The sequence below is a fragment of the Sulfitobacter sediminilitoris genome (genome assembly GCF_010667575.1).
GTDB classification, from domain to species: Bacteria; Pseudomonadota; Alphaproteobacteria; order Rhodobacterales; family Rhodobacteraceae; genus Sulfitobacter; species Sulfitobacter sediminilitoris.
The window spans coordinates 1-13,491 of the sequence record NZ_JAABNT010000028.1 but is presented as its reverse complement, the minus strand read 5'-3'; the positions used below and the strand labels follow the sequence as shown (position 1 = coordinate 13,491).

The following is a 13,491-nucleotide window of genomic DNA, read 5'->3' as shown; positions in this document are numbered from 1 at the left end:
TTGTCTGGGTTCGCCATCCCTCACAGCAGACGTTGGCCCATTCTGAAGCGAAGGTCTGCAAACCGCCCTTTCTACGGATGCTTCGCGAACCGCCAATGGCCCGTTTGGGCTCGTTTGGGTCATCCGAGTCTTTTCATCAGATGACCGGAAAGCTGCCGTCAGCGGCCACTCATGACTGGCTCTCGCCGCGGCAACGTCCGCTTTCGCACTGCAACGACCGCCTTTGCCAACACCGGCTACTTGTTTTGACTTTGTCTGATGTCTCAGAAGCGGACTTTGCAGAAGTCCAAACCTTCTAGGGGCTATTCCGGCAATCCGGCGTCGAGCAATGCATCCAGAAAGTTCCTCTTTACCAACTCATCGGTAAACGGCAACCACTCTAGCTCGTGAACATTGGCCGCGGGATATTCTGCGTGATAGGCGGAAACAGTCTCATGTGCCTCGGACAGACGCCCCAACCGAGAGAGTGATGCCATTCTTGCAAGGTAGCTCAACCAGTATTCCGATGAAAACTCCAATGCGACATTGGCGGATGAAAGGGCGTTCTCATAGGAACTCTTGTTGAAGTGGGCCATCGCAAGGGTGGCGTACCAGTTTGCCAACGGCGCCAGCCCCGCGCCGTTTTCTATCACCCTATTAAGCATTGCAATCGCCTCGTCGTTTCGACCACAAAACATGGCCGAGTTTCCCCTGATGACATCGACGAGTGGAACGGCGGTAGCGCTGATATTTGATCTCGCGAGCAATTCTTCCGCCTCATCATGGTACCCCAGCCAGTAACTTGCGGATGCCAGTCCAAGCAGAATGATGACCTGATCTGGTTTCAACAGAAGCGCATGCTCAAAAATTGACTTTGCTGTTCTGATTCCTTCCAGACGTGTGTTCGCATCCAAAAGATCGGTATAAGAAAAGTGAGCCCAGCCTTTAATCGAGTGATAATGCGCCTGGTTAGGAAATTCGGAAATCGCGAAATCTGCGACATTCTCCAGCGCACTTAACGAGGCGCGTGAATAGTCGCTGTAGAAGGTCTGATAAAAGAAATCTTGGCTGATGGAATGGAACTGTTCTGGTTGATTTCTGGCCAACTTCAGCCGGTCGATCACCACCTGGTCATATCTGCCTAGTTTCATGTAGCGCGAGCGCCACATTGCACTGACAGTATCGCTCACACCATCTAGATATTCGAAGGCCTCATCTTCGGAAATCAGCTTAGCGTCCGTCGCAGCCACATTTCCGGTCTTCACATCCGATCCCGTCAATGAAATCCGGACCCGGGAGCCGATTTGTCGGACCGACCCCGATAAGAGCCAGACCGCATCGGCCTCAGACGCGCGTTCCATCTGTGTTTTGCCTTCATCGCAGCTCTTTGCTTCAGGCAAGAGGTTGACGGTGATAAGCCCATGCGATGTCGCGTGCACGATCTGTCCCGGCAAATCATGCGCCAGGAAAGTAGCGGTATCGCCTCCGCCCAGATCGTCGAATGGGGCAATCAGAATGTTGAAGCCGCCTGCACCGTCAGAAGGCGCGGCCTTTTCTGTGGATTTTGCGGTTGCCGCCGGAGCGTCATCGGCCCGGATGCGCTCGGCCAATTCCACGATTTCCGACTGAGGTGCCGCGTCGAGTTCATGTTCCAAGAGGCTGGTAAATTTCGTGTAGTCAGCAAGAGCCTCGGTTCGCTTGCCCAGCCCTGCCAAAAGCGCAATTTTCATGCGGGCAATCTGCTCGTCCAATGGCTGAAGAACGGCTGCAACACGGATCGTGGCCAACGCTCCTTCGGGGTCGCCTGCCTTTTCCTGTTGCCGGGCTTTCTCGAATGCTGCGAACGCTGCATCCTTACGGTGTTTCTCCCGGGTTGTGTCCAGCCAGGTGTCAAACGCTTCCTCGGCCAAGAAGAAATCATCCAGCATTCCACCGGAGCCATTTTCTTTAAGTCTGAGTGCTCCATTAGCCAGCGACAGGCGATCATCGCCAATCACTAAACCATCTCCTACGGCTTTGCGTAGCGCGTATAGTGCCTGCCTGAGACTTGAGCGAGCCTGTTCTTCGAAACGTTCGCCCCAAAGAATAGTTGCCAGGTGAGTGCGACTATGCGGTTGATCTGTCAGGGCAAGATAGACGAGCAACGCCTGGGCTTTCTTGTTCCTCAGCTCGACCGGCTCACCATCTTTGGTGAGGGTAAACTTTCCAAAAAGGTTCAGTTCCAAGGGCAATGCGCGTGCCGTTCATAGCGTTAATCGAAAAATGATGGTCCACCTTAGAAGATTAACGCAAGAAAACGCTAATTTCACAAGCAGTATCACGGAGAGCAAACGACTGGGTAACGGACGTCAGGCAAAGTGGAGGCATCAAAAGCCAATCTGATTGCAGGGAGCAACAAGATGACATTCCAAACACAATCCACCCCCGTTACCACGACTATTGGGCCCTTCACTCGTGCAGTTCGGGTGCTCTTCGAATGGCTTTCCACGCCGCCAGTTTCAGAGACCGAGGCGCCAGCGTCTGATCGCTTACGGCGCGACGCAAGATTGCCAGATGATCTTGACATCAATCCACATAGCACCGCTGCTCAAACCTATCGTGATCGTCACATGCCCTTGCTGTGAGACCTTTCGACGTTCGTGCGTTCACTGAGGTCGCGCCGAGATCATCGAAGCGGCCTTGGCGCCCTCACCCGCTCGCTCGGCGAAAAATGAAGTCTGTGACCGCCTGAACGATAAGCGGCGCGAGTCTAGGGGTGATGATATGACCCATGCCAGGGACGGGAAGAAACTCGCTACCGGGGACGACTTCCGCGATCTCTTTACCCGACGCCAAAGGCACAAGTGCATCTTCCTCGCCGTGGACAACGAGGCAAGGCACCTCAGTTTTCGCAAGTCCAGGCCTACGGTCTGTTGCATTTACTATTGCGAGCAGTTGGCGGTTCAGTCCTTCAGCATCGACGCCCCGGTCATATGCTATTTCGCCCATGGCGCGGATGTCGGCCTCGGGCATTGGATAACCCGGACTGCCCCACTTGGCGTGTTCTTCAATTTGGGACATCAGATACTCTTCCCGTGATTGCGGTCTGGCCAGCAGTTGTTCTGCCCGCGCAATCAAGCCAACGTCATCCGGCGAATTTGGTTCGAACATCGGGCGGCATGAAGACATTACGATTGTTGCCGAGAGAAGCCGTTCAGGCGCCTGCAGCATGAGCTGCTGGGTAATCATGCCGCCCATTGAAATACCGAAAACGTGGGCCTCCTCCAACCCGAGCGCATCCATTAGCCCCGTGACGTCGCGAGCCATGTCTTCTGGCCCGTAGGGGGCGGTTATCGCTTCGCCCTTCCTCAAAAGCCTGAGTATCTCCTCAGCGTCACTTGGCGCGCCTGAAACGGGACAACGTTGTGACAGGCCCACGTCGCGATTATCGAAAGCGATTGTTCTAAAACCGGCAGATACAAGGCCGTCGATGAGCTCACGAGGCCAATGCGCCATCTGGCTGCCCTGTCCCCGGATGAGAACTAAAGGAGTGGCATCTTTGGGTCCGTGATCTTCAAGTGCCAATCTGATCCCGTTGGCTATGATCGTCTGTATTTCCATAAGCCTACCGCAGCTTCATCAAACAGAACCATGCTCTTCTGGAGCTGTGAATGCAATTTGGAAGCGCTCATGTTCAAGGATGCGGCCACCTTGCATCTGATGGTTAAGGCTACCAATCGATTTCGAAGGGTGATCTTACCCCTGTTCCGCAGCCAGTCATGGTCGCCGTGTAGGGCAATAGATGGCAGAAATTTCGCGACGCAAGATGGCGGCTTCGGGCTCTCCTGAGACATCTGAGTCATTTTGTCAGATGACCGTTTGAAGCCGGACAGCTGTCACTCAGCGCTGCTTACATCCTGCGCACGGTCTGCTTTGACGTCTCTATGACTGGTTTCGAGAGAAGCGGTCGATCGTCAGAAATCAGGCTACGACCGAGATGCGGGACGAAGCGGACAAACAGCTTTGCTTAACCTACCGAGTAGACTTTTTGCAGCTCTTTGAACCCTTTGAACTCTAGAGCACCTATACGGCTGGTCCGGTCGGGAACCAGTCGTGCAAACGCTTCAGAGCAAGCAGCCCTCATTCCTTCTTTGGAAGCCGCGTCGCAAAGGCGTGATGCTAAGTTCACTGCAGGGCCTATAGCTGTGAAATCCAATCGAGTGAGCCCACCGATATTTCCGTAGTGCACCTCGCCCACATGAAATGCGGCTCGGAAGGAGATTTGGTCTTCAGCAAGGACAACCCGGGCGTCTTCAACGGCCGAAAGCGCCGACAACGCCGCCCCTTCCTCGGATGTGAGATCGTCTGGTGTAGGAAAGATGGCGAGCATACCATCGCCCATGAGTTTCAGGATCTCGCCACCGTTCTTTAAGATCGGTTGTTCTAACGCCTCAAAATATCGGTTCAACATACTAACGATTTCCGATGTCTCAAGGCTATTGGATTTCTCTGTGAACTCGACAATGTCAGTAAATAATATGACAGCTCTGATCATGTCAGCATCGCCACGCCGGACCATTCCCGAGGCCACCCGACTACCTGCGTCTCGGCCAAGAAAAGTTGCCAACAGGCTTGAGAACCCTTCCAATAAGACACGCGACTCGACAACCCGCGCGAGCGGTGCAGCAACCCGGCGACAAATCTCAAATTGTTCGTCAGGCAAGCCACCCTGGCGCTTCACGCCCACGGCCAATACCGAGTTGACTTCATTTATGGCGATCAAAGGCAGAAGAGCATATTCAGTATATCCCCCTTCAATTAAAGGCTTCGAGCCAGGATGGGCGTCGAACTCAGCAGACATTCCAACCCGATATCTTATGGGTTTTGCCAACTCCTGAGCCAAGTTGACAACACCTCCCAGAAAAAATGCCGACTGCATATGTTCATGCGAAAACTCTTTTACCTTGAGGCCTTTCTCTGGATACCAAAGAAACCTCCTGCCTCCCACTAAAGGGTTTTTTGGTGTCTGGTATAGAGCCACCACGTCGGCTTCGACACCAGCACTTTTCAACCTGCGCGAAAATTCCGCGATCGTTTCGTCATAATCGGTCTGCGGTGGTGCTCCGCTGGCCAGCCAGGTCAAAAGGGCTTTGATCTTCAGATCGTTGGGCATTTCGCATATATAACGTTTTTACCTTCAAGAGTGAAATCCTAGAACACAATTCTTTGCGACTTACGAGAACACAACTGCAGCATCTTACTTCTGTGTCAGCTTCGGGCTCTGTGCCGTCTTCCGGGTCTTTTCATCAGATGATCGGAAAGCTGCCGTCAGCAGCCACTCATGACTGGTTTGCGCCGCGGCAACGTCCGCTTTCGCGCTGCAACGACCGCCTTTGCCGACACCGGCTACTCGTTTTGACTGCGTCCAATGTCTCAGAAGCGGACAAAACCGTCATTCGCCGCAGCCTCGTAACTACAGCTCCTTTTGTTGTTCGTTGGGCGGATGCACCAATTCATTCAGAATATTTGATCGTGCAACTTCCGTCAGCAACACCATCCTGTCACAGTATTGAACAATAAACTCCGATGGGTGGCAGCGTAATCCGCGTGCTTTCCTACTCGCTTTTGGCCTGCACGCGGTGGAATTAGTGATCGGCAATTGTAGCCCATTTTGACAGTCCCAACGGCTCCCTAGACCGTAAGTCTATAACGAAAGGCTCTTGTTCGCCGATAGCCTGTGATGAGTTTCCCATATTCCTCGTCCCCGCGCGGTACGAGCTTTTCACTTATGCACAGCGGTCGTCAGTTTTGATTTTTCACGCTATAACGAGTACGTTCATGAGGCAGGCTGTTTCGATGCGTTCGAGGGAGCGATGACCGAGCAAATTTCCGAATTCCTCTTGGCACTGGACTTGTCGCAGCATGTCCCGGCGTTTGTCGAGAACGATGTCGAAATGGATTTGCTACAATCCTTGAGCGATGCGGACTTGCGCGATCTTGGTGTCGACAAGCTTGGTCACCGCAAGCGGATCCTGGCTGCAGCGGCGGCGCTGGGGACCACCGAGGGACCGGCAGACGGAACGTCAGCGCGCGCGCAGAGGCGGCTTCTAACGCTCATGTTCGCCGATCTTGTCGGATCGACCGCGCTCTCGACGCGGTTGAGCCTAGAGGCCTATCGCGAGACGATCAGGGACTTTCAGGATGCGGTTAGCGAGGAGGTGGAGAGCTACGGCGGTTTCGTGGCGAAGTTTCTCGGTGACGGTGTGCTCGCCTATTTCGGCTACCCGCAAAGTCACGAGGATGACGCTGAACGCGCCATCCAAGCCGGGTTGGCTCTGGTCAAGCAGATCGGCAAATTGACGGTACCCAATGGTGCGGGTCGGCTGGAGGTGCGCGTCGGGATCGAGACCGGCCTCGTCGTTGTCGGTGAGATCGTCGGACGAGGGGCCGCGCAGGAACACTCCGCGCTGGGATCGACACCGAACCTCGCGGCACGGCTGCAGACGGTCGCGGACCCGGGCAGCGTCGTCGTCGGGCCGGCGTGCCGCAGGCTATCGGACGGCGCGGCGGAGTTTGAAACACTGGGGCCGCACGTTTTCAAGGGATTTGACGATCCGGTCCCTGTCTGGCGCGTGGTGCGGTTCTCGGGATCGTATGACCGCCTCGAGCGCAGGCGAGGTGATCTGACGCCACTGATCGGGCGGGAGCATGAGATCGGCGCTCTGGAAGCGGCGCTGTCCCGCACTCGCCTTGGCACTCTGGGGACCACACATGTGATCGGGGAACCCGGCATCGGCAAGTCCCGCCTGTTGCGCGAGTTCATCACGCGGCAGGGAGATGCTTTTACCCTGCTGATCGGCCAATGCAGCCCGCATGCGAGGACGACGGCGTTTCACCTGTTCATCGACCTTTTGCGGCGCTTTCGTGATACAGTGGGCGCGGAGGGCGGGTCTCTGGAAGACCGGTTGGTCGAGGCGGGACTGGACCGAGACCGCCACATTCCCTATCTGCGCCGACTGGTCGAGCTGCAGGCCTCGATACCGGGCGTCGATCCCGACCTGATCGGCTCGCGCACCCGCGAGGCGCTATCCGAGTTCATCATGATGCAGGGGCGTCTCAAGCCCACGGTCCTCTACCTGAATGACCTGCACTGGATCGACGAACGCTCGAGCAATGTTCTTGATGCCTTGGTGCGTGATCCTGACAGGCGCGGTGTGTTGATCGTCGCGGCGTTTCGCCCCGAGTTTTCCGCGCCTTGGGCGGATGCGCCCGGCGTCGAGGAATTGGTTCTCGAACCCTTGTCGACATCTGAAGCGGTACAGCTCTTCCGCGATCATCTGACAGATCAGGATAGGCTCGCCGACATGATGCCCTATATCGAGCGGGCCGGTGGCAATCCCCTGTTCCTTGAGGAGATAGCCCGTCACTTCACCTATGAGCCGTCGGAAGAGCCATTACTAGACAGTTCCGGCATTCCCGAAACCCTCGCTGGGATGCTGATGCAACGCGTTGACAGGCTCTCGCCGGAGGCGCGACGGTTGGTAGAGCGGGCGTCGGTCATCGGTCGTGAATTCGACACGCGCCTGCTCGGCGACGGGGCCGCCCGACATATGGCCGAGTTGGAGCAGAGCGGCATCGTGCAGGCCTTGCCCGAGCAACAGGACCGTTTCAAGTTTCACCACGCTCTGGTTCAGCAGGTCATCTACGAGAGCCTCCTGTCCGAGGATCGCCGCAGCCTGCACGGAGACGTAGCGCGGTGTCTGGAGGACCTTCACGCCGGACAGGAAATCGAAGTCGCGGAGTTTCTGGCGCAGCAATCCGAGGCTGCCGGGAACGCGATTGCGACGGCGAGATATGCGCTCATGGCCGGGAAAAGAGCGCTGGACCTCTTCGCGCTGCGCGACGCGCAGGGTTGGTTTCAGAAATGCATTGACCTGACCGGCCCTGCCGGCGAGGTCGACGACGTGCTGCTGCTGGCGCGAGCGGTCGTGAACCAGACCCAGATCTTGTGCTGGAACGGCGACTTTCCGGCGATGACGGAACTGGCACGAAGTCATCTCGCGCGGGTCCAGACGCTTGGCGAGATTGAGGAGGTCTCACGGCTACTGACTTGGATCGGCGAGGGCTACATGCACGCCACGCGCTACGCGGATGCGCAGCAGGCCTTTGATCGCGCCCAGACTATTGGCGAGGCGTTGGGCGACGAGAGCAGCGTCGGCTACGCCAAGGGGTTGAGACTTTGGCTGGATTCGATCGTGGGCGAAGGAGAGGCCTTTGACGCGCTGCCGTTGCGCAGCAAGTCGGTCGAGGTGCTGGGCAGACATCTGGGGGACCGCTACCTGTTCACGCTGTCGCATTATGCCCGGTGGGCGCACGCAACGCAGGTGGGTCAGGTCTGCGTCGCGGCGGAGGAGGCATCGCGCCTTCAGGCGATGGGCTCGCGGGACAACTATCCGCCGGCCGAATGCTGGGGTGCTTGCCTGTTGGCGCTCAGTCAGGCTGAAGCGGGAAATCTCCGAGATGCGCTTGCGGCGGCCGAGCATGGTGTTGCTTCGGCGGCCAGCGGCTTCGACCGGTTGATGGCCGACCTCGCGCTGGGGATGGTTCTTGTCGCGGCCGACGACCCGTCGTCGGGGCTGGCGCGCCTCTCAAATGCTCCGTGGCGGACGGAGCGGATTGGGGCCTTCTATTTCGCCTATGCCGGCGACGCCGCATATGGGCGCGGCCTCGTGCGCGGGGGACAGCTCGAAGAAGGAACTGCGTGGTTGCGGGAGGGCATGCGCTGGTTTGATACTTTGGGGAACCGGAGGGGGAAGTGCCTCTCGATGCTCGGCTTACTGGAAGCCGCCGCCAAGACCGGAGATGCCACGCAGGCGCGGCTCTGGTTCGAGCTAACCACGAACGAAGCGGCGCGAGCCGCAATGCGCGGGGTGCAGGCCGAAGCCCACCTGATCGTGGCGGACGTGTACGAGCAAATCGGGGATTTTGACGTCGCGATGGCCGAGAATGCCGCAGGGAAGGTGCTTGTCCAACCACTGGGCTGGCTCGCGCTCGAGCAGCGGCTCAACGCGCAGGCGCGGCGGCTGGCAACCAAAATGCGATTCTAAGGCGCGCCGCCGGGCTCACCTGCCGTCAGCTGCACTGCCCCACACGTTTCATCAGAAGGGGCGCTGAACGTCCTGGCTCCTGCGGAACGCGAGAGCGCTTTCCTAGAACGCGCCCTTCCACTGCTCGGTATCCACGAACCACCGCTCCTCGACGATCTTGTCATCCGAATTGAAGCGGAACAGAACTGTGCACTGCGAGCCGTTGGGCAATTTCGCGGCGGTAAACCGGAGCACCGTAACAACTTCGTTCTCTCCGGTGCAGTAGGTCATCGATTTGATGTCAAAGCCGGGCGGCAGCGCGTCTCCCACACCGTCGAGCGCGGACCGAAAAGCCGCGCGCCCCTCCAAAACGTCATCCTGCCCCGGCAGGACAAAGATCATGTCCTCGGCGTAATCAGCAGCGAGCTTGTCCAACTCGCCAGCTGCAAGCGCCGCCCAACCATTTCGAACGATGTCGGTATGTTTCGTGTCGGTCATGATATTTCCCCCAAAATACTTAGGGACGATACCACAGGTCGGAGCGCGGTTACAATTTATTGGGGCTTCCGTTTCGCAGCACTCGTAAGTCGAGCGGGGACGCGATTGAATTTCTCATCGCGCGTCAAGCTTGAGGGGCCGCAGACGCAGACAGTGGATTTAGGTTTGGTCCGCTTCGGGCTCACTTGAGACCTTCGCCGCACTTTGCACCGATGACTGCAAAGCGGGACAAAGTCGACGCTGGCCCGTGCCTCCAAAAATCAAAGCTCGACCATTGGATCAAGTTTCCGAGCTAGAGAGAATAAAGCCGTCGACACTGACATGCTGCGAGAAAAGTCTGCCGACTTGAACGCTGCGATTTGTACTAGGGAGTCGCACTTGACACGGCTATCCTTAACCCACGGAAGCAGAAGGACAGTGCATTCTTGGTGCAGAGCCCGGCATATTTTGACTCTAGGCTGGCGGGGGAAGTGTCGCGTGCTCGTGCTATTGCAGGTGTCGGCTTCCCGCTGGGGTTAGGATTTCACGTCTTTGCCACAGCTACGTTTCTGTACCTTGGAGCCATGCCGCTAGTTTATTTCAACATTTTCAGCGTGCTGGCTTTCAGCCTGGCTAGTTACCTCATTATTTGGAAAGATAGACTTAAATTCGCTTACGTTCTCGCTGCATTTTTTGAAATGCCGTTGCATGCAGCTTTGGCAACGTTGACGTTTGGGCTTGAGTCCCTTTTCTTAATCTGGCTCTTCATTCCCGCACTCATCGTCTTTTGGCTTCCTTTCACTTGGCACGCGCGGATCGTCTTTTCAGGAGCGACTGCCCTGTTCTTGGTTCTGATTGCAGTGCTTGGGGCAGTCACTGCGCCATGGCACCAAATACCTTTGGGTTGGATGACGTTCTTTGTTATCTTCAATGCCCTTGGGGCCATAAGCACGCTTGGTGTTCTGTTTGCGCTGAACCATCGGATCACCACCAAGGCTGAAGCCGCTTTAGAGAAAGAATATGCGCGGTCCGAGTCGCTGCTTTACAACTTGCTCCCAGAAGACATCGCAGCAAGATTGAAGGTCGAGCCCGACCAGACCATCGCAGACAGCCTGCCAAAGGTGGCCATCCTGTTTGCGGATATTGTGGACTTCACACCCCGTGCTGCAACGCTTCTGCCGGAAGAGGTTGTTGGGTTCCTAAACAAGATCTTCCGCGCTTTCGATGAACTGGCTGAGAAACACGGTCTGGAGAAAATCAAGACTATCGGAGACGCGTACATGGTTGCTGCTGGCATGCCCAACCCATGCGGCGACCCCGTGCATCGGGTTGCTGAGATGGCTTTGGACATGCAGCAGACTGTGGAGAAGATGGCTCCTGAGTTTCCTGAGGGGCTGCAAGTCCGCATCGGGCTTCATGCCGGGCCTGCGGTGGCGGGTGTCATTGGGAACCGGAAGCTGTTTTATGATGTCTGGGGAGAGACGGTGAACACAGCATCCCGTATGGAGAGCCATGGAGAGCCAGGGCGTATTCAGGTCACCACTGCCGCCAAAGAAGAGCTAGAGGACGCCTATGAATTCGAACCACGCGGTGCGGTTGAGGTGAAGGGGATTGGGGCCGTCGAGACTTGGTGGCTGGCCGGTCCAAAGGCTTAAGGAAGACCAACATGCATGTCTGTTCTGGGCTCTGAGCCGCCGATCGCTTCAACTTTCCTCAATGACTGCTTACCTTGAACAAGCCGTCATTCGGCCATGCATATAGCTTCGCAGAGCCTTTGCGAAATGAGCGAGACATGCACATCCCTGTTCCGCCGCCTCCTTTCCCTGTTCTTCAAATTTCTTTCCCTGATAGTTGAATATTTTTCCCTGTTATCGAATTAACAGGGAAATGCCATGTAACCCCTTCTAAACACTCGCGGAAACTAGGACAAAGTGGTCGAAATCACCCTGAATTGGCCCAAAACTGCAGATTTTCCCTGTATTTTCCCTGTTAACAGGGAATTTTTGGGGAGACTGGATAGCTCGAGACTGCCTGAACAGCCACCTCTTCTTTTCATGGACGTTACGGGTTCTCTTAGGGCCTCTCGGGGCGGAAATGCCCCCGAAAATGCCCCCGTTCGGGGTGGGTCCTTTGGGGTGTTGTAGTGGTAGGTTTAGGTCATACCTGAATTAGGTATGAGTAATGGAAGCAGACAGGGTAGGTAGTAGGAACCCCTGGGGAGGGGCCTAAGAGGGATGTCCTACAGGGAACCTTAGCCGAGAGGCCCTATTAGAAACCCACGTAGGCTCACACGCAGGACCATGGAGGCGAAATGAGCGACGAGATAGACCCAAAGCACTCCAGGCCCTTGGATGTCCATAGGTGGTCGGATCATGAAGAAGTGGGGTTCGGGAAAGTCGTGGAAGTGGTTGAAACCCAAAACCAGACATCTGTTCATATATGTCGAATTACAGCTTCGAGCCCTAAGTACTAATTGTTGTAGAAGCGACGAATGCCGGGTTCAGCGTCTCGCAAGGTGCAATCATTGAAAAATGATGCGCTTAGACGATTTCCTGTGATACTGACGACATCAACTACGCTGATTGAGGCTCGGAGCATTCAATGACTAAATTCGTCTGGTTGTGCCACGCGGGCGGCGGAAACCTTCCACCCAGTCTGGGGATCGCACGCGCACTTGAACGGCGCGGGCATAGTGTTGTCTTCGCGGTAAAATCAGACATGATGGGCCGTATCGACCAAGCAGGGTTTCGAAGCATCGGTGTGACCTCAGGAGATGTTGATCTGCCCCGCTATTCGGGGGGGCCACCCGCACCTCCTCTGGCCTGCTACCTCACGTCTCCTAATGTTTCGGATGAGTTGAAACGTATCATCGAAATGGAACAACCCGATGCCCTTTTGGTGGATGCAATGTTCCCTGCAGCACTGGCCATAAGCCCGACATTTGGTTTGCCGACTGTAGTTTTCAGTCATACCTTTCTTTTCCGACAATTGGAGACTTGGCGGAACGTCATCGCACAACTTGGCGCAATGCGAGTGGATGCAGGGTTCGATCCCCTCCCAGATGCCGACACCTTATGGCTGTCACAAGATCGCATGATCGTCACGTCGGTCAAAGAGTTGGAAGCCCCTGCATTGCCAGGGTGGGAGCATGTGCGTCATGTCGGGCCAATCATCGAAGATGAAAAAATCGCGCAATCTGCAGACCTGCCCTGGGATGTTTCCGATCCGACCCCTTTGGCATTGGTGAGTTTCGCGACCGCAAAAGGACAATTCTCCCAAGATAAGATTCAGCGGGTTCTTAATGGGTTGGCAAATGCCCCAATTCACGTTGTAGCAACAACGGGTTTACATGCGGCACTTGAAGATTTTCGCGTCCCCGAAAATGCAGTTGTGCTGAAATACGCTGCGCATGATCCGATCTTGCGCCGTGCGGCTCTGTGCGTAACACATGGAGGGCACGGAACCCTCATGCGCTCCCTCATCCATGGAGTGCCTATGATAGTTCTGCCTGGGGCAGGACATGATCAAGTCCCGAACAGCAAAGGGGTTGAAGAATGGGGGGTTGGTAAAGCATTGACTGGTAATGCAACGGCGACCGAGATCAGCAATGCAGCACAAATAATTCTGGGTGCGACATCGTTCACGCAAAGGGCAAAGGAACTTGGGAAGATGATATCTCGCTACGAAGGCCCAGAAAACGCCGCTACAGAAATCGAAGCTGCAATTACGGTCTGACGCATTCTTACAGCACTCTGTGAAGACATCCCCCATAGACGGCGAGAAGCATTGCTCTTGTTATGAATTAGATGCGGACACTCGTTTGGAGTTTGCGAAAGGCAGGAAGGTCCGCACAGCAGTAGTCGAAGTTGCGTCACGCAATGTCTGCTTTGGCCATAAAGGTATGGCGCGTTCCCAGTTCTGATGTGGCCTAGCAAGGTGACCAGACATCTACTCCCAATCTGGAGCGTCT

7 protein-coding genes are annotated in these 13,491 nt (G+C 56.0%); 3 read left to right on the top strand and 4 right to left on the bottom strand.

Features of this window, described 5'->3' with window-relative positions:
* Positions 1–302: 302 nt before the first annotated feature.
* The 3 genes from GV827_RS21465 to GV827_RS21455 all read right to left on the bottom strand — a co-directional run bounded on the left by GV827_RS21465 (position 303) and on the right by GV827_RS21455 (position 5,131).
* A complete protein-coding gene (locus tag GV827_RS21465; RefSeq protein ID WP_164356059.1) occupies positions 303–2,204 on the bottom strand; it encodes a BTAD domain-containing putative transcriptional regulator in 1,902 nt (633 codons plus the stop codon).
* A 463-nt stretch (positions 2,205–2,667) separates the two neighbouring features.
* Entirely contained in the window at positions 2,668–3,579 is a 912-nt protein-coding gene (locus tag GV827_RS21460; RefSeq protein ID WP_164356058.1) for an alpha/beta fold hydrolase, read from the bottom strand.
* Between the two features lie 406 nt (positions 3,580–3,985).
* Positions 3,986–5,131 (bottom strand): adenylate/guanylate cyclase domain-containing protein, encoded by a 1,146-nt coding sequence (locus tag GV827_RS21455; protein WP_164356057.1) that lies wholly within the window; start codon positions 5,129–5,131, stop codon positions 3,986–3,988.
* A 700-nt stretch (positions 5,132–5,831) separates the two neighbouring features.
* Here GV827_RS21455 and GV827_RS21450 point away from each other — a divergent pair.
* Positions 5,832–9,065, top strand: a complete 3,234-nt coding sequence (locus tag GV827_RS21450) for an ATP-binding protein (RefSeq protein WP_164356056.1) — start codon at positions 5,832–5,834, stop codon at positions 9,063–9,065.
* Between the two features lie 102 nt (positions 9,066–9,167).
* Here GV827_RS21450 and GV827_RS21445 read toward each other — a convergent pair whose 3' ends face one another.
* Positions 9,168–9,542, bottom strand: a complete 375-nt coding sequence (locus GV827_RS21445; RefSeq protein ID WP_164356055.1) for a nuclear transport factor 2 family protein — start codon at positions 9,540–9,542, stop codon at positions 9,168–9,170.
* A gap of 428 nt (positions 9,543–9,970) precedes the next feature.
* Here GV827_RS21445 and GV827_RS21440 point away from each other — a divergent pair, with 428 nt between their 5' ends.
* Positions 9,971–11,176, top strand: coding sequence for an adenylate/guanylate cyclase domain-containing protein (locus GV827_RS21440; protein WP_328823197.1), 1,206 nt, complete (start codon positions 9,971–9,973; stop codon positions 11,174–11,176).
* Positions 11,177–12,122: 946 nt separating this feature from the next.
* Complete coding sequence (locus GV827_RS21435; RefSeq protein ID WP_164356052.1) at positions 12,123–13,256, top strand: glycosyltransferase; 1,134 nt, start codon at positions 12,123–12,125, stop codon at positions 13,254–13,256.
* Positions 13,257–13,491: the final 235 nt, after the last annotated feature.